The sequence below is a fragment of the Erythrobacter rubeus genome (assembly GCF_014705715.1).
Lineage (GTDB): Bacteria > Pseudomonadota > Alphaproteobacteria > Sphingomonadales > Sphingomonadaceae > Erythrobacter > Erythrobacter rubeus.
Genome location: NZ_JACXLC010000001.1, coordinates 486376 through 507002, shown reverse-complemented (window position 1 = coordinate 507002; position 20627 = coordinate 486376). Strand labels below are relative to the sequence as shown.

18 protein-coding genes are annotated in these 20627 nt (G+C 62.9%); 13 read left to right on the top strand and 5 right to left on the bottom strand.

Translation table 11 applies throughout. From position 1 onward, the window contains the following. From IB285_RS02435 to IB285_RS02415, 5 genes are all read right to left on the bottom strand, one after another. On the bottom strand, nucleotides 1-1197 hold the full coding sequence (locus tag IB285_RS02435; RefSeq protein WP_190786682.1) for a geranylgeranyl diphosphate reductase: 1197 nt from the start codon (nucleotides 1195-1197) through the stop codon (nucleotides 1-3). After that, nucleotides 1194-2567, bottom strand: a complete 1374-nt coding sequence (locus IB285_RS02430; RefSeq protein WP_190786681.1) for a BCD family MFS transporter — start codon at nucleotides 2565-2567, stop codon at nucleotides 1194-1196. The genes IB285_RS02435 and IB285_RS02430 overlap by 4 nt, the downstream gene beginning before the upstream one ends. Further along, nucleotides 2567-3469, bottom strand: a complete 903-nt coding sequence (gene chlG / locus IB285_RS02425; RefSeq protein WP_190786680.1) for a chlorophyll synthase ChlG — start codon at nucleotides 3467-3469, stop codon at nucleotides 2567-2569. Before chlG ends, IB285_RS02430 begins: the two co-directional genes overlap by 1 nt. 248 nt (nucleotides 3470-3717) lie before the next feature. Further along, complete coding sequence (gene ppsR, locus IB285_RS02420; RefSeq protein WP_190786679.1) at nucleotides 3718-5148, bottom strand: transcriptional regulator PpsR; 1431 nt, start codon at nucleotides 5146-5148, stop codon at nucleotides 3718-3720. A gap of 12 nt (nucleotides 5149-5160) precedes the next feature. Beyond that, nucleotides 5161-6072, bottom strand: a complete 912-nt coding sequence (locus tag IB285_RS02415) for a cobalamin B12-binding domain-containing protein (protein ID WP_190786678.1) — start codon at nucleotides 6070-6072, stop codon at nucleotides 5161-5163. A gap of 241 nt (nucleotides 6073-6313) precedes the next feature. Here IB285_RS02415 and bchF point away from each other — a divergent pair, with 241 nt between their 5' ends. From bchF to puhE, 13 genes are read left to right on the top strand one after another with little or no spacing between them, the layout of a single operon-like run. Next, nucleotides 6314-6862 (top strand): 2-vinyl bacteriochlorophyllide hydratase, encoded by a 549-nt coding sequence (gene bchF / locus IB285_RS02410; protein ID WP_190786677.1) that lies wholly within the window; start codon nucleotides 6314-6316, stop codon nucleotides 6860-6862. Continuing rightward, the gene (locus IB285_RS02405) at nucleotides 6859-8151 is read left to right on the top strand and encodes a ferredoxin:protochlorophyllide reductase (ATP-dependent) subunit N (RefSeq protein ID WP_190786676.1); all 1293 of its coding nucleotides are present in this window, start codon (nucleotides 6859-6861) and stop codon (nucleotides 8149-8151) included. Before bchF ends, IB285_RS02405 begins: the two co-directional genes overlap by 4 nt. Nucleotides 8152-8154: 3 nt before the next feature. Continuing rightward, nucleotides 8155-9723 carry a ferredoxin:protochlorophyllide reductase (ATP-dependent) subunit B gene (gene bchB / locus IB285_RS02400; RefSeq protein WP_190786675.1) on the top strand — a complete coding sequence of 523 codons (1569 nt, stop codon included), beginning with the start codon at nucleotides 8155-8157 and terminating at the stop codon, nucleotides 9721-9723. After that, on the top strand, nucleotides 9713-13351 hold the full coding sequence (locus tag IB285_RS02395; RefSeq protein WP_190786674.1) for a magnesium chelatase subunit H: 3639 nt from the start codon (nucleotides 9713-9715) through the stop codon (nucleotides 13349-13351). The genes bchB and IB285_RS02395 overlap by 11 nt, the downstream gene beginning before the upstream one ends. 16 nt (nucleotides 13352-13367) lie before the next feature. After that, nucleotides 13368-14264, top strand: coding sequence for a ferredoxin:protochlorophyllide reductase (ATP-dependent) iron-sulfur ATP-binding protein (bchL, locus tag IB285_RS02390; RefSeq protein WP_190786673.1), 897 nt, complete (start codon nucleotides 13368-13370; stop codon nucleotides 14262-14264). Next, nucleotides 14264-14983: a magnesium protoporphyrin IX methyltransferase gene (gene bchM / locus IB285_RS02385; RefSeq protein ID WP_190786672.1), complete on the top strand. Its 720-nt coding sequence runs from the start codon at nucleotides 14264-14266 to the stop codon at nucleotides 14981-14983. Before bchL ends, bchM begins: the two co-directional genes overlap by 1 nt. Beyond that, nucleotides 14980-16440 (top strand): BCD family MFS transporter, encoded by a 1461-nt coding sequence (locus IB285_RS02380; protein WP_190786671.1) that lies wholly within the window; start codon nucleotides 14980-14982, stop codon nucleotides 16438-16440. Before bchM ends, IB285_RS02380 begins: the two co-directional genes overlap by 4 nt. A 45-nt stretch (nucleotides 16441-16485) precedes the next feature. After that, a complete protein-coding gene (puhA, locus tag IB285_RS02375) occupies nucleotides 16486-17286 on the top strand; it encodes a photosynthetic reaction center subunit H (RefSeq protein WP_190786670.1) in 801 nt (266 codons plus the stop codon). Then, nucleotides 17277-17975 carry a photosynthetic complex putative assembly protein PuhB gene (puhB, locus tag IB285_RS02370; protein WP_328705837.1) on the top strand — a complete coding sequence of 233 codons (699 nt, stop codon included), beginning with the start codon at nucleotides 17277-17279 and terminating at the stop codon, nucleotides 17973-17975. Before puhA ends, puhB begins: the two co-directional genes overlap by 10 nt. Beyond that, the gene (gene puhC / locus IB285_RS02365; RefSeq protein ID WP_190786669.1) at nucleotides 17972-18457 is read left to right on the top strand and encodes a photosynthetic complex assembly protein PuhC; all 486 of its coding nucleotides are present in this window, start codon (nucleotides 17972-17974) and stop codon (nucleotides 18455-18457) included. The genes puhB and puhC overlap by 4 nt, the downstream gene beginning before the upstream one ends. Continuing rightward, nucleotides 18457-18771, top strand: a complete 315-nt coding sequence (locus IB285_RS02360) for a hypothetical protein (RefSeq protein ID WP_190786668.1) — start codon at nucleotides 18457-18459, stop codon at nucleotides 18769-18771. Before puhC ends, IB285_RS02360 begins: the two co-directional genes overlap by 1 nt. After that, nucleotides 18768-19829: a magnesium-protoporphyrin IX monomethyl ester (oxidative) cyclase gene (gene acsF, locus IB285_RS02355; RefSeq protein ID WP_190786667.1), complete on the top strand. Its 1062-nt coding sequence runs from the start codon at nucleotides 18768-18770 to the stop codon at nucleotides 19827-19829. The genes IB285_RS02360 and acsF overlap by 4 nt, the downstream gene beginning before the upstream one ends. Then, the gene (gene puhE, locus IB285_RS02350) at nucleotides 19823-20626 is read left to right on the top strand and encodes a putative photosynthetic complex assembly protein PuhE (RefSeq protein ID WP_190786666.1); all 804 of its coding nucleotides are present in this window, start codon (nucleotides 19823-19825) and stop codon (nucleotides 20624-20626) included. The genes acsF and puhE overlap by 7 nt, the downstream gene beginning before the upstream one ends. Nucleotide 20627 lies beyond the last annotated feature (1 nt).

Genomic DNA, 20627 nt, shown 5'->3' with positions numbered 1-20627 from the left:
TTAGCGCGTGGCGGCCCGCATTCCCAAGAGGTGCGCGCAATCTTTCAAGAAGATTTTTACATGCGCCATCGGTTTCTTACGCACGAGCTTCTTGTTCATGTACGCCTGCCAAGTGAGCTGCTGCACATCCTTGTCGTCGCACATGGTCACGAACCGCTCGCGGCGTTTGTCGCTGGAATACCAGAAATATTGCATGATCCCGAGGATCCAGAACACGCGGCCATGCTCTTTCATGAAGCGGCTGCGCGCGCGTTTCAGCGCCTTGGCCTCGCCGGTTCTCAGGAACTCGCTGGCGGCATCGGCGACATAGCGCCCGCCGGTCATGGCGTAATAGATGCCCTCGCCCGATGCCGGCGCGACGATGCCCGCCGCGTCGCCCGCGACGATCACGTCCTTGCCATTGTCCCAGCGCTTGAGCGGCTTCAGCGGGATCGGTGCCCCCTCGCGCCGCACCGTCTCGCACCGTGTCAAATCGAGCTCGGTGCGCATCTGCGATACCGCGCCGCGCAGAGAAAACCCCTTGTTCGCGCTGCCCACGCCGATGCTGGCCGTCTCGCCGTGCGGGAAGACCCAAGCGTAGAAATCGGGCGAAAGCTTGCCCTGGTAAAACACGTCGCAGCGATTGCCGTCGAAAGCCTCGCTGTCATTGGCCGGTGACTTGATGATCTCGTGATAGGCGAACACGCATTTTACCCGCTCGGCGCCGGGCAGCGACTGTTTCGCGACCGCCGATCGCGCGCCGTCTGCACCAATCACGCAGCGCGCGCGCGCACGTTCGATCGGGCCGCCCCGTTTGCGGCGAAAGGTCACCAGCGGGTGCGGGTGCTCGTCACGCTCGATCTTTTCGAAGACCGCGCAAAGCCGCTCGGCGCCGGACATCCGGGCTCTTTCGCGGAGCCACTCGTCGAATTCGTCGCGGTCGACCATGCCGACATAGCCGATCTCGCCCACCGGCATATCGACCGAGCGCCCGGACGGCGCGATCATGCGGGCGCAGCGTGCGCGCGCGACCAGCAGGCTTTGCGGAATGTCGAAGTCTTCGAGCATGCGCGGTGGGACCGCGCCGCCGCACGGCTTGATGCGCCCGCCTCGTTCCATCAGCAAGACGGAATGGCCGGCCAGCGCCAGATCGGTCGCGGTGGTCGCGCCGCATGGCCCGCCGCCGACGACGACCGCGTCATAGATTGTCTCGTTCATGCGAACACCTCTCCCTCGCCTGCTGTGTCCAGGCTCCTCTTTTCTTGATGTGCTGGCTGAGCGCCCGCGCTGGTGGCGCGGATCGCGAGTGCGGCGGCGAGCACGAACAGCCCCGCTTCGATGGCGAAAATCAGCTGAAACGCGCTGCCGTCACTGGCGAGCGCGCGGCGCGCGGCGTCGACACCGACCGCGCCGATCAGCCCGCCAAGCCCAAACGCAATCGCCTGCGCTGCGCCCCATACACCCATGCGCACGCCTTCGCGGGTTTTCCGACCCGACCCGGCAAGACCCATCATGGCGCCGATGGCCGCAACGGCGAACAGGCCGTTACAGAACCCGAGCGCGAATACATTCGGTGCAAGCGGCCAGCCCGGCCCTGCTATGGCAGCCACAGAAAGCCCGGCGAGCGCGAGCGCAGAACCGAGGCAGCCGAAAACGATCCAATGCCGCAGCTCGATTGGCATCCGCCCGGCAAAAGCGCTGCCGCCTATCCCGGCGACAATCATCCCCGCCAGCACCCCGCCGCTTTGCATTCCGCCGAGCTGGGTCGACTGACCGGGCGTCATCCCGAAGACGAGGCCAGCAAAGGGTTCCAGGATGAGGTCCTGCATATTGAACGCCATCATCGATACGAAGATGAAGATCGTGAAACGCCGCGCAGCTTTTTCATGCAGGATTTCGCGCAGGGCTTCTCCGAAACTCGGCGTGGGACCGTCCTTTGCGGTCTGGGCGAAACTGTTTGCCTGAATGCCGCCGCGCGGCTCCAGCCGGAACACGGCCAGCGCGGTGATAGCCACGCAGGTCATCAACAGGCCTGTTGCCACGGTGAGCAGCCGCTCAGGAGAATAGGGCTGCAGAAGCGCGCCGACGGTAATCGCGGAAACCACGATACCCGTAACCATCATGATCCAGGTAACGGCCGCCGCAGCGGCGCGGCGTTCCGGTGCCACGCCGGAGGCCAGGAGCGCCAGCGCCGAGGTTCCGCTCGCACCCACACCCACACCGATCAGCGTGTACGCGATCACGCCCACAGCCATGGCCAGCGCGAAACTGCCGCTCATCATCACGGTTGTCTGCACGGCCATGATCGCACCCAGACCGAGCACTACGATCCCGCCTAGAACCCAGACAGCGCGGCTTCCGCCTTTGTCTGATCCGTGGCCCCATAAAGGACGGCACAACTGGACTGCATAATGCCAGCCGACAAGGCCTGCCGGGATTGCCGCAGCGAGAGCGTATTCGACCACCATCAGCCGGTTGAGCACGGTGGTTGTCAGCATCACCATCGCGCCGATCGACGCCTGGACCAATCCGATCCTGATAATCGCGAGCCAGCCGAGGCCCTTGCTTGTGATGCCTGAGCTCGCCATCACAGATAGCCTCCAAGACCGAGTGCGGCGGCAAGCATACCGAGCACGTAGAGCGTCACCCCGATGCCGTTATACCATGGCGCATATTTCTTCGGATCGCGCAGCAGGCGCGGCATGGCTGCGAATTGCGCAACGAGAACGACGCTGACGAGCACTGCCGAAAGCGTGTATCCCCACCACGCGAGCAGCGCGATCACCGCGACCTGCGCCGCCGCCATCACCGCGCAGGCAAACCTGGCGGCACCGCCAACGCCCATGATCACCGGCAGAGATCTAAGCCCGGTCGCCCGGTCGCCTTCGACCGCCTTGAAATCGTTGAGCGTCATGATGCCGTGCGCGCCCAGGCTGTAGAGCACCAGCACGACCAGCACTTGCGAAGACGGCAAAGCGCCGAGCATGACGGTCGCCCCGGTAAACCAGCTCAAACCCTCGTACGTCAGGCCGACAACCGCCGGGCCGGTCCAACCGCTCGTTTTGAACCGGAAAGGCGGCGCGCTGTATCCCCAGGCAAGCGCCAGTCCGATCAACGCGGCGATGAACACCCATATGCCTAGCATCCACGCGACCGCAGCCGAAAGAGCGGTGCCCATCAGTGCGATGTAAAGGCCCCAGCGTCCCGCTATCCGGCCGGAAGGTATCGGGCGGTCAGGTTCGTTTATGGCATCGACTTCGCGGTCGAACCAGTCGTTCACTGCTTGGCTGGTGCCGCAAACGAGCGGTCCTGCGAGCAGGATACCTCCGAGGACGAACAGCCATCGCCCATCGAGCCCGACACCGGACGACACCGCGCCGCACATGAAGGCCCACATCGGTGGGAACCACGTAATCGGCTTGAGGAGCTGGACGACATCGCGGAGCGCCGGAATCGGCGCGAGGCGAGTCGAGACCGCAGAGCGTTCCATGGTCAGAGGCTATGCCTGACAGTCTCGGGCGTCAAATTAAATTGACACACTTTCGAGGCAATTGCAGAAAACTCACACGACTTTCGGCGCGCGGAGGTTTTTCGGGTCTGCACAAGTTGACAAGGCAGTGTCGTCCCAGAATGACGTTCGACACATTTTCGGATGAGAACGCCAGATCCCAGCGTTGATGGCCTGCGCCCCGCTCTCGCTCGAACTCGCGGCGTCGGCGCGCGCCTTAGCGGCTGGTGCTAACCGCCATCTTCAGGATCGGATGGCAGATTGCCGAGCCCATAGCGATGAAGCTTCGAATAGAGGCTCTGGCGCGAAAGGCCCAGGATTTCCGCGGCCGAAGCGCGATTGTCCGAAGTATAATTCAGTGCAGCCTCGATACACAGCCGCTCGATCAGATCCGTCGATTCCCGCACGATATCTTTCAAGGACATCCGCCCGACGAGATCCGTCAGCTGCTCGACCGAACGCGGCAGGTCTTCCGCCCCGGGCGGCAAGTCACGCAGGCGGCGTCCTATAGGCCGGATAACGAAGGCATAAAGCGATTCCTCGCCGCTGCTGCGAACGGCCGAGAGCTCGACCGGTTCGCCATCGGGCTCTCCGCCCGCCCGCAGCACCGTGCTGACATTGCGCGCAGCTCCGTGCTGGTCAATTTGTCCCTCGATCAAATCGAGGTCGATGCCGGGCCGCCCGATGGTTTCGGACAGGTGCCTGCCGCGCAGCTGGTCGACGCTCGCCGCGTGGACAAGCTCAACGAAAGCGTGGTTTGCGCTGATGATTTCGAGATTGGCATCCGCCATGACGAAGGCATCGGGCATGCAGTCGATCAGGTCGAATAGCGGCGAATCCGCATTGTCGTCATTTTCGCCGGCCGGCATCAGCCTGAGCAGCAGAAACTTACCCCGATCCTGCGTGAACCCCGTGATCGCCGCGTTTACAAGCCGGGAGCCCTTGGCCAGCCGAAGCTCGATCGGCGCCACCGAATCCGACGCCATCGCCGAACCGGCGAGTGCCTGCAGCGCATCGCGTGAGCCCTTGTCCATCAGGCTTGGCAGTTTCTTGCCCGGGAGAGCGCCCGCGCGGTGACCGGTCATCGAATGCGCAGCCGGGTTGGCTTCCCTGATACGCAGGGTGGACGCTTCGACGATCATCACCGCTTCGGACGACAGTTCGAACAGCATTCGGTAACGCGCCTCAAGCTGGCGCATACGCAGGTAATCACGCTCAAGCGATTGCTGGACCTGCAGCAATCGCTGCTGGTGCTTGCCCGCATCGCGCAGATCGCGCCCGAACGCGATGCGGTGTTCACCGCCATTTACGCTCAGCACAGCATAGCGGATCGGGACATCACCCTTGCGTGTGGGGTGGTTGACCTGCCGCCAGTGCTGCACCTCACCGCGGCGCGCTGCGGCAAGCATCTCCATGACCTTTGGCCGGCTTTCCTCGGTCACGGTTTCGATCCAGTTGGTGCCGACCCAGTCATCGAGTTCGGGGAAATCGGACGGATCGAAAGCGGCATCGAGGATCGTGCCGGCATCGTCGAGCACCAGCGTAACGTCGCCGGCAACCATCGCGAGCTTCATCGCTGCATCGGCATCGAGGCTGTTGAACAATTCAGCCGCTTTACCGAACGGGTTTTTGCCTTCGATACTGTGCTTACGTGTTAGCATTCATGGTCCCGGTTAGCGCATAGCTTGCGCTCGCGCTGGCTTGGATCGGACCAGTCTGTCGGCCTCCTCAAGCGCATCACGAGCGTCGGCGCCGGTCCCATCGGCTCCCACTTTGGCGACAATCGATTGATCTTCGTTGATCATCTTGCCGCCGATTAAAACAGATATGTCCGGATTGGCTGAAACGCTTCGCATTGCTGTGATCAAATTTGTGATCGTCGCGCTAGGGCAGTGCCGCGAAACGGTCAATCCTGCCACGTCGAAGTGATTGTTGGCCAGCCGGTCGAGCAGCTCGCGCCGCTCTCCATTGGGAAGCGCTTCGCTGTGCCAACCGGCACGTGAAAACACCTCGTCGATCATCAGGGCCCCAAAGCTGTGCTGGTCGCCGGGCATCGCTGAAAATAGCGCACGGCGTTGATTTGCTTTGTCTTCGACCGGAGCGGCAGGCACCCGGGAAGCAAGATCGCGCATCACCTCCTGCAACCGCCACAGTCCCATCGTGACATCGACGAAATCGCATTCGTCGTTTTCCCACATTTCGCCGAGTTTTCGCGCAGCCGGAGCAAGCAGATCGAGGTAAATGGTCTCGACGCTCACGCCGTCTTCCAGAAACCGATCGACTTCCGCTAGGAGATTCGCCGCCTCGAGACTAATCGGGAGCTTTGCGAAGTCGCGCGCATCTGACGAGGCAATGCCAATCTCGTGGCCGGATCGGCCCGTCGACTTGCCCGAGGCATGCGCCATCAGCAGGCGCGGAATAATCTCGCCTTCGATGATAGCGTTTATTGAATCGTCGGAGAGACGGGCGTCGCGCTCTTCCTGATCCGTTTCGGCGTCTTTTCGCAGACCCAGCGGATTGGACATCACCCTTCGCAGCGCCGCCTGGCCTGCTTCGAATACGCCATTCCCTTTGGTGTTCGCCATCAGACCCTCCAGTCTCCCGGTCCACAATGCCGGGAACGGCGCGGATCGCGTCGCTGCTGATGGAGCCGGAAGATGTCCGACTTCTCTCCCGCCAGCGACTCAGACTTACGCCTTTTTCCAGCAATGAGCAATCACAGCCGCGCGCACTTGATGTCAAGTCAACAAGACGTCAACTCTGATTGACACTCTGCGTTGTCATGGAGTAGTTATCGACTCGAGAGGGAAAGGTAGTCTCGAAGAGATGACTCGGCAGGATCAGGTATCCCCAGTCGCCTCCGCAACTGAGACGCTGCGGACTGACGACAATCCAGGGATCAAAGGGGCGCTCTATTCAGCGGATGAGCGGCGACGCCGGGACGAGTCAGGCTGGACCATCGTCCAGGGCGTGCTCGCCCCGCTCCAATTCCTTGTCTTCATCGCCAGTCTCGCGCTTGTCATCCGTTATCTGATGACCGGCGAAGGCGCGTTTGCCGCCGACATGTCGATCGTGATCAAGACGCTGGTGCTCTACACCATCATGGTGACCGGTTCGATCTGGGAAAAGGTCGTCTTCGGCCGCTGGCTCTTCGCCCCGGCCTTTTTCTGGGAGGACGTGTTCTCGATGCTCGTCCTCGCCCTCCATACGCTTTATCTCGTCATGCTGCTCGGCGCATTCGGCACGGTCGATCAGCGCATGTTCGTCGCTCTCGCGGCATACGCCGCCTATGTCGTGAATGCAGCGCAATTCCTTCTCAAATTGCGCGCCGCACGGCTTCAGGCATCGGCTGAGCCTCTGGCGGTTCCGGCATGAGCGCGGCCTCCACCCTTACCGGCTGCGCCACTCCGTCCGAAACGGCGCAGCGCCCGGTCCTGCGCGAACGGGGCCAACGCGAGGTGTTCTGCGGTCTGACCGGGATCGTCTGGCTCCACCGCAAGATGCAGGATGCGTTCTTCCTCGTCGTCGGCTCGCGCACCTGCGCGCACTTGCTGCAATCGGCAGCGGGCGTGATGATCTTCGCCGAGCCGCGCTTCGCCACGGCCATCATGGAGGAGCGCGATCTCGCCGGAATGGTCGATTGCCAGGACGAGCTCGACCGGGTCGTCGGAAGGCTGCTGGAGCGCCGGCCTGATATCAAGACCTTGTTTCTCGTCGGCTCCTGCCCTTCCGAAGTGATCAAGCTGGACCTCGCCAAGGCGGCCGAACGCCTCGGCGCGCAGCACATGCCTGCGGTGCGCATCCTCAACTATTCCGGCAGCGGCATCGAAACCACTTTCACCCAAGGCGAAGATGCTTGCCTCGCCGCGCTGGTGCCGGAAATGCCCGCGGCCTCGCCCGATGCGCCGCAAGACCTGCTGATCGTCGGCTCGCTTCCGGACATCGTGGAAGACCAGTTTCTGCGCCTGTTCGCGCAGCTCGGTATCGAGCGTGTCGGTTGCCTGCCCGCCCGCAATGCCCGCGACCTTCCCTCGATCGGCCCGAATACGCGGTATCTCCTTGCGCAGCCTTTCCTCGCGGAGACGGCGATGGCTCTTGAGACGCGCGGCGCGCAAAGGCTCGATGCACTGTTTCCCTTTGGCGCAGAGGGCACGACGAGCTGGCTCAAGGCTGCCGCCGATGCGTTCGACGTCGATGAAATGCACTTCAACCGCGTGATCGCGCCGGGCCGCGAACGCGCCAAGCGAGCGATTTCGCATGCCAAGGCTCAGCTGGAGGGCAAGCGCATCAGCTTCCTGCCGGATTCGCAGCTCGAAGTGCCGCTCGCCCGTTTCCTTGCGACGGAACTGGACATGGTACCGGTCGAAGTCGGCACGCCTTACCTGCACCGCTCCCACTGCGCTCAGGAACTCGATCTGATCCCGCCGTCTGCCCGGATCAGCGAAGGCCAGGATGTGGAGCGCCAGCTTGACCGGGTGCGCGCGGACAAGCCCGATCTGACCGTTTGCGGTCTCGGCCTTGCCAACCCGCTCGAATCCGAAGGCCTGAGCACGAAATGGGCCATCGAACTCGTTTTCTCGCCGATCCACGGCTTCGACCAGGCCGGCGACCTTGCCGAACTCTTTGCGCGCCCGCTTCGGCGGCGTGACGTGCTGGAGGTATAGGCGATGCAGCTATCCGTCTGGACATATGAAGGCCCGCCCCATGTCGGCGCGATGCGCGTCGCGACCGCGATGGAGAAGCTGCACTACGTCCTCCACGCACCGCAGGGCGATACCTATGCGGACTTGCTCTTCACCATGATAGAGCGCCGGGCAAAACGCCCGCCGGTTACCTACACGACGTTCGAAGCACGCGACCTGGGCAAGGACACAGCCGAACTGTTCCAGACCGCTGCGCGCGAAGCGGCCGAGCGGTTCGAACCGCAGGCCATGATCGTCGGCGCGTCCTGCACCGCCGAGCTGATCCAGGACGATCCCGCCGGTCTCAGCGAAGCGATGGACCTGCCCTGCCCTGCAATCCCGCTGGAACTGCCGAGTTATCAGCGCAAGGAGAACTGGGGCGCTGCCGAAACCTTCTACCAGATCGTCCGCTCGCTGGCGGACAAGAAGGTAGTCCGCCTTGACCGCGAAGGCCGCGCAGCGCGTGCCAACATCCTCGGCCCGTGTGCGCTCGGCTTCCGCCACCGCGACGATCTCGTCGAAATCCGTAAGATCCTGGGTGCGCTGGGCGTCGAGGTCAATCTGGTGGCCCCGCTGGGCGCGACCCCGCAAGACATAACGCAGATCGGCGCGGCCGATTTCAACATCGTTCTTTATCCCGAGATTGCTGACGAAGCGGCTCGCTGGCTCGAAAAGACCTTCGACCAGCCCGCCATTCGCAGCATCCCTATCGGAGTGGGGGCCACAAGTGCTTTCATTACCGACGTCGCCGAGTTGGCAGGTGCAGATCCCACGCCTGCCCTCGGCGACAATCATTCCCGGATGCCTTGGTGGAGCCGTAGCGTCGATTCGACCTATCTCACTGGCAAGCGCGTCTTCATCTTCGGCGATGCAACCCATGCCGTCGCCGCCGCCCGCATCGCCCGCGACGAGCTAGGCTTCGAGGTTTGCGGTCTTGGCTGCTACAACCGCGAATTCGCCCGCGAAGTGCGCGCCGCTGCCAAGGAATACGGCGTCGAGCCGCTCATCACCGACGATCATCTCGCGGTCGAAGAAGCCATCGCCGCGGCATCGCCTGAACTGGTGCTCGGCACGCAGATGGAGCGCCACATCGCCAAGCGGCTTGGCCTGCCATGCGCGGTCATTTCCTCGCCCGTCCACGTGCAGGATTTCCCGGCACGGCATTCACCGCAAATGGGTTTCGAAGGCGCGAACGTAATCTTCGACACCTGGGTCCACCCGCTGGTCATGGGGCTAGAGGAACACCTGCTCACCATGTTCCGAGAAGACTTCGAATTCTCGGACGAAGCCGGACCGTCGCACCACGCTGCACATACTCCCAGATCATCGACAGGGTCCGCGCAGAGCGCCAATGCCGATCGTCCCGAAGAACCGATCGTCGCTGCAAATGACGGATCGATCTGGACGAGCGAGGCCGAGCGCGAGCTCAAGAAAATCCCGTTCTTCGTGCGCGGGAAAGCGCGCCGCAACACCGAAGCGTTCGCTCTCGATCAGGGCCGCGCCGAAATCGATCTAGAGACGCTTTACGACGCGAAAGCGCATTATGCCCGGTAAGGCACCCGCCTCGATCCTGGCGCACAGGAAAACGCCGGTACGGGTGGTGATCGTCACGCTCGACAATCATCTGAAAGGCGCAGTTGAGCGTGCGGGCCATGCCCTCTCGCAAGAAAACATCTCGCTAACCCTGCACGCGGCCGCAGATTGGGACCGCGACACCGCATCGCTCGAAAGCGCGAAACAGGCGATCGAGCAGGCCGATATCGTCATCGCAACGATGTTGTTCCTCGACGATCACTGCCGCGCGATCATGCCGACGCTGGAGGCTCGGCGCGAACATTGCGATGCGATGGTGTGCCTGATGTCGGCAGGCGAGATCGTGAAGCTCACCCGCATGGGCGGCTACAGCATGGACGCGCCTGCGAAAGGTCCGCTCGCGCTCCTGAAGAAGCTGCGCGGATCGAAGAAGCAAGGCGCAAGCTCCGGCGCGGGCCAGATGAAGATGCTGCGGCGTCTTCCCAAAATCCTGAAATTCATCCCCGGCACCGCGCAGGACGTGCGCGCCTACTTCCTCACGATGCAATATTGGCTCGCCGGATCGGATGAGAACGTGATCGCCATGGTGCGCTCTCTGATCGACCGCTACGCGGCGGGCGAGCGCGCTGGTCGCCGCGGTATCACGAAAGCAGAGGCGCCGCTCGAATATCCCGAAACCGGCGTCTATCACCCGCGCAGCAAGCAGAAGATTTCCGAAAGCCTGCGGGTCCTGCCGCGCGGCAAGGCGCCGAACGGCACGGTCGGGCTCATCCTGCTCCGCTCCTATCTGCTCGGGCGGGACAGCGGCCATTACGACGCTGCCATCGCCGCGTTCGAGGATGCGGGGATGAAAGTCGTTCCGGTCTTCGCCAGCGGTCTCGATGCGCGGCCTGCAATCGAGAAATTCTTCCTCGACCAGCACGGTCAGCCGGTGGTCGATGCGATCGTCAACCTCACCGGCTTCTCGCTCGTCGGCGGCCCGGCCTACAATGACGCGGAAGCGGCCCGTGAGGTGCTGGGCTCGCTCGATGTGCCTTACCTCGCTGCGCATGCCATCGAATTCCAGACCATCGAGGAATGGCGCAAGCGCCTTCAGGGTCTGCTGCCGCTTGAGGCGACGATGATGGTCGCGCTGCCTGAACTCGACGGATCGATCGTGCCGAGCGTAATCGGCGGACGGGCTGGCGAAGGGGCGGTGTGCAAAGGCTGTGAGCGCGAGTGCGAGCGTCCTGCATCCGATCACCTGCGCCCGATGCAAGGCTGCCCCGAGCGCACAGAAGCCATAGCCGCGCGGGTCGGCAAACTGATCGAACTGCGCCGCAGCGAGCGGGCGGAGCGCAAGCTTGCCGTGGTCCTGTTCAACTTCCCTCCCAATGCCGGGGCCACGGGCACGGCGGCGTTCCTATCGGTCTACGCTTCGCTCCACGCCACGCTCCACCGGCTCGCCGCCGAAGGGTATAGCGTCGAGGTCCCGGACACGGTCGACATGCTCCGCGATGCTTTGCTGAAAGGGAATGGCGAGCAATTCGGCGCGGATGCGAATGTCGCGGCGCGCATTCCAGCCGACGATCATGTCCGGCGCGAACCGCATCTCGCTGAAATCGAAGCGCAATGGGGCCCCGCCCCCGGCAAGGCGCAAAGCGATGGCGGCCATATCCAGGTGCTCGGCGCTCATTTCGGCAACGTCTTCGTCGGCATCCAGCCTGCCTTCGGATATGAAGGCGATCCGATGCGTCTGCTGTTCGAGGGCAACTTTGCGCCGACCCATGCCTTCAGCGCGTTCTACCGCTGGATCCGCGAGGACTTCGGCGCGCACAGTGTTCTCCACTTTGGCACACACGGCGCGCTCGAATTCATGCCGGGCAAGCAGGCCGGGATGACCGGCGATTGCTGGCCCGACCGGCTGATCGGCGATTTGCCGAATTACTATCTTTACGCCGCCAACAACCCGTCCGAAGGGATGCTGGCGAAGCGGCGCTCGGCCGCCACGCTCGTCAGCTATATGACGCCGCCACTGGCGCAGGCGGGGCTCTACAAGGGGCTGACCGAACTCAAGGCGAGCGTTGAGCGTTGGCGGATCACTGCCGACGACGGCGAAGGCCAATCGGAACGGGCCGATCTTGCCGAGATCATCCAGGATCAGTGCGACGCGCTCGACATCGAATGCGGCGATATCGGCGACCTTGCAGGCAGGCTCTACGAACTCGAAGAGGCGCTGATCCCACACGGATTGCACGTGCTGGGTACAAATCCCTCCGGCGCGCAGCGCGATGACATGCTCGATGCCATGCTCGAAGCGTCGGGCGATGAAGAGAATACCCGCGAGAAGCTCAGCGAACAGCTCGATGCGAGCGATGAGCTCGGCTCGCTGATCCATGCGCTCGATGGCGGTTATGTCCAGCCGGCCCCCGGCGGCGATATCGTCGCCAATCCCGATGTCCTCCCAACGGGCCGCAACGTCCACGGGTTCGACCCCTTCCTGATCCCCAGTGCCTACGCCTGCCAGCAAGGCCGCGACCAGGCCGAGCGCCTGATCGCCCGTCATGTCAGCGCGAAAAGCCTTGGGGGCGAGCTCTTCCCTGAAAGCATCGCCATGGTGCTTTGGGGCACAGACAACATGAAATCCGAAGGCGTCCAGATAGCGCAGGCGATGACGCTGCTCGGCGCAAGGCCGCGGCGCGACAGCTACGGCCGCCTTTGCGGTGCAGAGCTGATCCCGCTCGAAGAACTGGGACGCCCCCGGATCGACGTGGTGATGACGCTTTCCGGCATTTTCCGCGACCTCCTGCCGCTGCAGACGCGGATGCTTGCCGAAGCCGCGCTGCTGGCAAGCCAGGCGGACGAGCCCGCCGAGGCGAATTTCGTCCGCAAGCACACGTTCGCTCATGCAGCGGCGCATGGCTGCGACCATGAAACCGCTGCGCTGCGCGTCTTCTCCAATGCCGAGGGGGCGTACGGCGCGAACGTCAACCAGATGATCGATGGCGGCGTGTGGGCCGATCCCGATGAACTCGCCAACGCTTTCGAGATCAACAAAGGCTTTGCCTACGGCGTGAACGGCGCGCCCGTCCAGCAGCGCGAATTGCTGCAAAGCGCGCTTAAGGACGTCGAATTCACATACCAGAACCTCGAAAGCGTCGAAGTCGGCATCACCGATCTCGATCAATATGTAGATGGCCTGGGCGGGGTGAGCCGTTCGGTTGCGCGCGCAAAGGGCGAAGACGCTCCTGTCTACATCCTCGATGCGACACGCGGGAATGCCAAAGTGCGGACCCTCGCCGAACAGATCGACCTCGAAACGCGCACGCGCACACTCAATCCGAAATGGTTCGAAGGCATGCTCGATCATGGTTTCGAAGGCGTGCGGCATATCGAAATGCACGTGACCAACACGCTCGGCTGGTCGGCAACGACCGGTCAGGTGCAGCCGTGGGTCTACCAGAAGATCAGCGAGACCTTCGTCCTCGACGAGGAGATGCGCCGCCGCCTCGCCGAACTCAATCCGAAAAGCTCCGCGCGCGTCGCGGGACGCCTGCTCGAGGCGTGCGATCGGCACCTCTGGGAGCCGGATGAAGAGACACTCGCCGCTCTGCGCGAGGCCAATGACGAACTGGAAGACCGCCTCGAAGGCGTCTTTGCGGCAGAATGACACAAGGGATGAACCGATGAACCTGCACACACCGAAATCCGGCTTCACCAAGCCCGACGGCGAGGGATCGGTCCAGGTCCAGCTCGACCCGCGCGACCAGATCAAGGGCGCGAAGGTGTTCGCGGTCTACGGCAAAGGCGGAATCGGGAAGTCGACTACCTCGTCGAACCTCTCGGCGGCGTTTTCAAAGCTCGGCCACCGCGTCCTCCAGATTGGGTGCGACCCCAAGCATGACAGCACTTTCACGCTGACGAAAAAGCTGATGCCGACGGTTATCGATGTACTCGAAACGGTCGAGTTTCACTCCGAGGAATTGCGGCCCGACGATTACATGTTCGAAGGCTATAACGGCGTGATGTGCGTCGAAGCAGGCGGTCCGCCGGCAGGCACGGGCTGCGGCGGCTATGTGGTCGGCCAGACGGTCAAGCTGCTGAAACAGCACCATCTGCTTGAAGACACGGACGTGGTGATTTTCGACGTGCTGGGCGATGTCGTGTGCGGCGGATTTGCCGCGCCTTTGCAGCATGCGGAGCGCGCGCTGGTTGTCGCTGCGAACGATTTCGACAGCATCTTCGCCATGAACCGCATCGTCGCCGCTATCGGTGCGAAGTCCAAGAATTACGACGTGCGCCTAGCGGGCGTGGTCGCCAACCGCAGCCGCGAGACCGATGAGATCGACCGCTTCTGCGACAAGATCGGGATGCAGCGGCTCGCGCATTTCCGCGATGTCGATGCGATCCGCCGCTCGCGCCTCAAGAAATGCACGCTCTTCGAAATGGGCGACGATCCCGAAGTGGTCGCTGCGCAGGACGAATATCTCCGCCTCGCAGCGATGCTGTGGGCGGGCGTCGATCCCACAATCGCACAGCCGATGAAGGACCGCGACATCTTCGATTTTCTGGGGTTTGAATGATGGCCACACGATCACCATCCGCATACGAAGCCGGTCCCTATGCCGAGCGCCGCGAGGCGCTCGCGACCTATTTCGACAGCACCGCCAAACAGGCGTGGATCGACCTCACATCGAACGCCAAGGTCAGCGGGATCCGCGCGACGGTGCGCGCCGGCCGCGAGGAGATGCGCTCGACCTTGCTCGACTGGCTACCCGGCGATTTACGCCGCACCCGCGTGCTCGATGCGGGCTGCGGCACGGGAGCGCTGGCGATCGCGGCTGCGTGCCGGGGCGCTGAGGTTACGGGCATTGATGTCGCAGGCGGACTTGTCGAAGTCGCCCGCGAGCGCACGCCGAGCTTTATCGGACATGGCCGGATCGACTGGATGGCGGGTGACATGCTCGATCCCTCGCTCGGCACCTTCGCGCATACCGTGGCGATGGATTCGCTCATTCACTACGCACCTGAGGATCTTGTTGATGCGGTCGAGCAGCTGGGCGAGCGCACCACTACGTCGATCCTCTTCACCTTCGCGCCGCTAACGCGGCTGCTGGGCGCAATGCACACAGTCGGCAAGGTCTTTCCGAAGAACAACCGCTCTCCTGCGATTGTACCTGTATCCGAAACCGAGCTGCGCGCCCGTCTCGGCCGCCTGAGCGACTGGAAGATCGGCCGCACACAGCGTGTATCGAGCGGTTTCTATACGAGCCAGGCGCTCGAACTGGTAAGGCGTGGATGAGCGTTTCGCCCCGCCCTCCTTCCAACGCGCCGGCCAAGGCTCCGGCCAATTGGACTGAGTTCGTAATGGCGATGCTGCCATTTGCGGACGCGGCGAGCGCGCACCTGCCGCTGGGCCGTCTGCTGCGACTAGCCATGTTCCAGTTTAGCGTGGGCATGGCGACTGTCTTGCTCAACGGCACACTGAACCGCGTGATGATCGTCGAATTGCAGACGCCTGCGTGGATCGTCGCGACGCTGATTGCCGTGCCGCTGCTTGTCGCCCCGTTCCGCGCGCTGATCGGGCACAAGTCCGACACGCACAAATCGGTGCTCGGATGGCGCCGCGTCCCTTACATCTGGCTCGGTTCGCTGCTGCAGTTCGGCGGGCTTGCGATCATGCCGTTCGCATTGCTGCTGTTCGACAATCCCGACCGCTTCACCATCGCGGTCGTTGCAGCCGCGGTATCGTTCCTGATGACGGGCGCGGGCTTCCACATCACGCAAACGGCGGGCCTCGCGCTGGCGACCGACCTTGCGCCCGAGGACAAGCGCCCCCGCGCCGTCGCTCTGCTTTATGTCATGCTGCTGGTCGGCATGATGTTCTCCGCTTTCGTGATCGGCGGGCTGCTGATCGAATTCACCCCCACGCGGCTGGTGCAGGTCATTCAGGGCGCTGCCGTTCTGACCATGATCCTCAACATCGTCGCGCTGTGGAAGCAGGAGCCGCGCAATGTGGAAATTACCGCGCCCGACCGCGAAACGCCCGACTTCCGCGAGCTGTGGCAGGCCTTCGTCAAGGATGGCCGCAACGCCCGCCTGCTGACGGCAATCGGGATCGGCGCTGCAGGTTTTGCCATGCAGGATGCGCTGCTCGAGCCCTATGGCGGCGAAGTGCTCGGCCTGTCCGTCGGAGCCACGACCAGCCTTACAGGTGCCTGGGCATTCGGCGCGCTGATCGGCTTCATGCTGTCCGGCCGCATGCTGTCACGCGGCGGCGATCCGCTGCGTATTGCCGGGCTGGGCCTTGTCACCGGCATTGCTGCATTTCTCATCATCGTCTTTGCCGCGCCCTTCGCTTCGTCTGCCATGCTGTTCGTCGGTGCCGGAGCGATCGGGTTCGGGCTCGGCCTGTTCTCAGTCGGCACCCTGATAGAGGCGATGAATCTCGCGCAGAACGCCTCCGCCGGGCTCGCCCTTGGAGCATGGGGCGCCGTTCAGGCGACCTGCGCGGGCGCCGGCATCGCCCTTGGCGGGGCGCTGCGCGACACGATCTTCGCGATCGTCGCAAGCGGCGATCAGACCGCCGCGATCTCCACACGGGCGACGGGATACACCTCCGTCTACGTGATCGAAATCCTGCTGCTTATCGCAGGCCTCGCCGCGATCGGACCGCTTGTCGGTAGCGCTCGCAGATCCGCCACCGAATTACGGGAGGGCGCGGGCCAGCCGTTCGGCTTGCGCGAATTCCCGACATGAATGCGGCCGCCGTTCTCAGCCGCAAATACCGAAAGGATGTGACCCATGGATAACACATACATAGTCGGGACGTTCGACGTCGCCGAACTCGCCTTCTTTCTTTTCCTGTTCTTCTTCATCGGCCTGGTGATCTATCTCAACCGCGAGAGCCGCCGCGAGGGCTATCCGCTGGAAGATGAATTCACCGGCAAGGTCGAAACCGGCCTTCCGCTGTCCGATGCGGGCAAGAAAACCTTCAAGCTGCCGCACGGCCGCGGTGTCTATGTTCCCGAAGATGTCGCACGCGATCCGGTCGAAGTGCCCGGCGTCCGCACGTTCCGAGCAGGCGGTGCGCCTTACGCCCCGACGGGAGATGCGATGAGGGACGGGTTCGGTGCGGCATCCTATGCCAATCGCAACGACTATCCCGATCTCACCTTCGATGGGAACCTTCGCATCGTACCGCTCGCAGACAGCCATGATATCGTGATCGCGCCAAACGATCCCAACATCGTCGGCTGGCCGGTGATTGCTGCCGACAAGAAGGTGGCCGGAACCGTCAGCGACATCTGGGTCGATCAGTCCGAGCATATCATCCGCTACATCGAAGTTACGACCAATGCCGGTACCAAGGTTCTGGCTCCGATGAATGTCGTGGCGGTTCAGACCAAGGGTCTCCTCACAGGCATCCTGCCGGACAACCCCGAGCAGGTCGAAATCAGCGCGATCACGTCCGCGCAGTTCGATGCGGTGCCGCAGCTCGCCAAGGCCGGTCAGATCACCCGGCTCGAAGAGGACAAGATCATGGCCTATTACGGCGGCGGTTATCTGCATGCCACGGCCGAACGGAGCGAGCCGTGGCTGTAAACACGCCTTCTCCCGAAGCCATGGGCCCGAGCGCCGATGGCGACCCCATGGGCACGCCTGCGGCCGATGAGAAAGTGCTGTGGCAAGGCCGGCCAAACCTGTCGGTCCTCGCCCGCACCGCGTTCCACACGCGCATGGTGGCGATCTATTTCGCCGGTCTGATCGCTGTTTCGCTGGCTTTCGGGAACACGAACGCCGCGATTGTCTGCGCGGTGCTCGGCGTGGCGGCGCTTGCAATCCTGCAAGGGCTTGCATGGCTGAGCGCACGCAGCACGCTCTACATCCTCACCGACACGCGGCTCATCATGCGGATCGGCATGGCGATCGAGACGCGGATCAACATTCCGCTCAAGCATGTCGGCGCGGCCCATCTCAAGAATCGCGGCAAGGGGCACGGCGATATCGCGTTGGAGCTGAATGGCGAACGCATGCTCGGCAACCTGCTCCTGTGGCCGCACGCGCGGCCATGGAAGTTCACGAAGCCTCAGCCAATGCTGCGCGCTGTCCCGGACGCTGCCGAAGTTGCCCAAACGCTTTCGGATGCGTGTGCGAAATTCTCGGCAATCGAACGCAATTTGACCGAGATCAAGGAAGACCGAGCCGGAAACGGCCAGCAGGTGAACGGCCCTGCTGCACGCGCCGATAAAGGCGCGCTTCCGGACCGCGGCCTTGAAGGAGCGCCCGCATGATCGTTCGCGAGTACGAAGAAGACGAGATCACCGTCCACAAAGTGCCTCTCATCATGATGGGCAGCGTGGCGGCGATTTGCCTGGCGCTGACTGCGGCGGTCAGCCTGGGGTTCGTCGATCGTACGGCCATCGCAAACGATGTTCGCGCCCAAGAAGGCGTTACCGCGACCGAGACACGCAGCCTCAAATTCTACGATGAGGCCGATGGCTCGGTCCGTGTGGAGGATGCGATAAGCGGCGAGGAAGTCGCGCGTTTCGGGGTCGGACATGGCGGTTTCGTGCGCTCCAGCCTCCGCAGCCTCGTGCATGAGCGCCGGATCCGCGGCATCGGCCCCGCGACCCCGTTCGACCTCGTCGAATGGAGCGATAGCTCGCTGACACTGCGCGACAGCACGACCGGCGAAAGCGTCGAACTGGCCTCATTCGGGTCAGACAACCGGGCGGTGTTTGCCGCCATGCTAGAAAAAGAGGAGACGCGTTGATGGGATCCAGCGCCAACCATCCGCACCACCGCGCAAGGCGGTTTGATACGCCCTGTACGATTTCGGTCGAGCAGAGCTCCGACCATTTCCACGCACACGTCGAACTCGACGGCGAGGTTGAATTGCAGCCGGGCGACAAGGTCCGCGTGCACGGCGAACCGATCACCATTCCCTTCGGCCACAGCGCCGTTTTCGAGCGCGCCGCCACGGTGACGCGCGCCGGGCCGCTTGAGCGCGCGATCACGCGCCTCGCCGCCTATTTCGACCTCAAGGAACTCTACGAGGTCAGCTTCAATCCCGGGAGGATCAGATGAACGCCTACAAGCCGATGACGAGCGAAGACGCGATGGCGCTCGCGACCCAGGACACAATGCTGACCCCGCGCTTCTACACGACCGATTTCGATGCACTGGATGCGATCGACGTATCGCCGGTGCGCGAAGAATGGGACCAGCTGATCGCGGACATGCTGGGCGACCCGAACAAAAAGCATTTCAAGCACAATGACAGCTTCAAAGGCGTGATCGAAAATCTGGAGCCGGAACTGCGCGAGGAGTTCAAGGACTTCCTCGTCAGCTCGATGACCTCCGAATTCTCCGGCTGCGTGCTCTACGCAGAGATCGCGAAGAGGACCAAGAACCCGGATGTGAAGCAGCTGTTCAAGCTGCTCGCGCGCGACGAGAGCCGCCATGCCGGATTCATCAATGAAAGCTTGAAGGATGCGGGCATCGGGGTGGACCTTGGCTTCCTGACCCGCACCAAGAAATACACCTATTTCAAACCGAAGTTCATCTGGTACGCGGTCTATCTGTCCGAGAAGATCGGATATGCCCGCTACATCACGATCTACCGGCATCTCGCCGCCAATCCGCAGAACAAGTTCCACCCGATTTTCGACTGGTTCGAGGAATGGTGCAACGACGAGTTCCGCCACGGCGAGGCTTTCGCAATGCTCTTGCGCGCAGATCCCAAGCTGCTGAAAGGCCACAACAAGCTGTGGATCCGGTTCTTCCTGCTTTCAGTCTACGCAACCATGTACGTCCGCGATCATAACCGCGAGGTCTTCCACAGGGCCCTCGGCGTCGATCCGACCGAGTACGATTACAAGGTCTTTACGATCTGCAACCAGATCAGCCGCCAGGTCTTCCCGGTGGAGCTGGATATCGACAGCCCGGCCTTCCGCAAGAACATGGAGGCTCTGCGCCAATCGGCCTTGAAGATCGAGGAAGGCAAAGCGCAGGGCGGTCTTGGCGGCCTTGCAAAACGCGTGAGCGGCGCTGCGGGTGCAGGCTGGAATTTCGCCAAAATGTATCGTCAGCGCACCAAACCAAACTCCCTTCCCCAATCGATCCGGCTGCAGCCTGCATGGTAAGCTGGAGCGGCCATATTGTTCCGTTCATCGTGACGGTTGCGATCTGGTTCGTCGCCACCGGGCTAATCGCCTGGGCCGACAACCGTGAACGCGCGACCTTTTCGCGCAGTGTCATGATCGGCGGTGCGTGCGGAATTGCCGGTCTGATCACCATCCTGATCGCGTCACAATCGACCGAGCTTTGGGCGGTCTACCTTGCATTCCTGGGCGCGCTGATGGTGTGGGGCTGGCATGAGATCGGCTTCCTTACAGGCGCAGCGGCCGGGCCGCGCCGAGAGCCTGCGGACGCGGGATTGCGCGGTGCGCGGCGGTTTGCGCAGGCGAGCGCCACAGTGATCCATCACGAGGTTGCGCTGGCGCTTACGGCGCTTTTGCTGATCTCGCTTTCTTGGAACGCGCCCAACCAGATCGGCGCAACGGTGTTTGTCTTGCTGTTCGCCCTCAGGCTGACGGCCAAGATCAACATGTTCGTCGGCGTACCCAATTCCACGGCAGAGATGTTGCCGCTGCACCTCGCCTATCTGAAAACCTATTTCGGCCGGAATCGCATGACCGCGCTTCTCGCTCTTTCAATCGCGGCCATCACCGCCATGGGTGGGTGGTTCGGTTCGCTCGCGTTAGCGGCACCCGTCGGCAGCGCCGAAATGGTCGGGGCGAGCTTGCTTACGACCTTGTGTTTTTTGGGAGCGCTCGAGCACCTGTTTCTCGCGCTCCCCTTCAGGGACGGAATGCTGTGGGGTTGGGCTTTGCCGAGCCGCGATGCAGGCAGACCGCCGAGCACGGATTTAGGATCATAGA

What these genes read in the sequence shown, in the direction of transcription:
- ppsR (WP_190786679.1), bottom strand. Translation starts at nt 5,148, where the DNA reads ATGCTAACACGTAAGCACAGTATCGAAGGCAAAAACCCGTTCGGTAAA.
- puhA (WP_190786670.1), top strand. Translation starts at nt 16,486, where the DNA reads ATGGATAACACATACATAGTCGGGACGTTCGACGTCGCCGAACTCGCC.
- IB285_RS02405 (WP_190786676.1), top strand. Translation starts at nt 6,859, where the DNA reads ATGAGCGCGGCCTCCACCCTTACCGGCTGCGCCACTCCGTCCGAAACG.
- IB285_RS02430 (WP_190786681.1), bottom strand. Translation starts at nt 2,567, where the DNA reads ATGGCGAGCTCAGGCATCACAAGCAAGGGCCTCGGCTGGCTCGCGATT.
- puhE (WP_190786666.1), top strand. Translation starts at nt 19,823, where the DNA reads ATGGTAAGCTGGAGCGGCCATATTGTTCCGTTCATCGTGACGGTTGCG.
- bchM (WP_190786672.1), top strand. Translation starts at nt 14,264, where the DNA reads ATGGCCACACGATCACCATCCGCATACGAAGCCGGTCCCTATGCCGAG.
- IB285_RS02360 (WP_190786668.1), top strand. Translation starts at nt 18,457, where the DNA reads ATGGGATCCAGCGCCAACCATCCGCACCACCGCGCAAGGCGGTTTGAT.
- puhC (WP_190786669.1), top strand. Translation starts at nt 17,972, where the DNA reads ATGATCGTTCGCGAGTACGAAGAAGACGAGATCACCGTCCACAAAGTG.
- bchL (WP_190786673.1), top strand. Translation starts at nt 13,368, where the DNA reads ATGAACCTGCACACACCGAAATCCGGCTTCACCAAGCCCGACGGCGAG.
- IB285_RS02415 (WP_190786678.1), bottom strand. Translation starts at nt 6,072, where the DNA reads ATGGCGAACACCAAAGGGAATGGCGTATTCGAAGCAGGCCAGGCGGCG.
- IB285_RS02395 (WP_190786674.1), top strand. Translation starts at nt 9,713, where the DNA reads ATGCCCGGTAAGGCACCCGCCTCGATCCTGGCGCACAGGAAAACGCCG.
- bchB (WP_190786675.1), top strand. Translation starts at nt 8,155, where the DNA reads ATGCAGCTATCCGTCTGGACATATGAAGGCCCGCCCCATGTCGGCGCG.
- IB285_RS02435 (WP_190786682.1), bottom strand. Translation starts at nt 1,197, where the DNA reads ATGAACGAGACAATCTATGACGCGGTCGTCGTCGGCGGCGGGCCATGC.
- bchF (WP_190786677.1), top strand. Translation starts at nt 6,314, where the DNA reads ATGACTCGGCAGGATCAGGTATCCCCAGTCGCCTCCGCAACTGAGACG.
- acsF (WP_190786667.1), top strand. Translation starts at nt 18,768, where the DNA reads ATGAACGCCTACAAGCCGATGACGAGCGAAGACGCGATGGCGCTCGCG.
- IB285_RS02380 (WP_190786671.1), top strand. Translation starts at nt 14,980, where the DNA reads ATGAGCGTTTCGCCCCGCCCTCCTTCCAACGCGCCGGCCAAGGCTCCG.
- chlG (WP_190786680.1), bottom strand. Translation starts at nt 3,469, where the DNA reads ATGGAACGCTCTGCGGTCTCGACTCGCCTCGCGCCGATTCCGGCGCTC.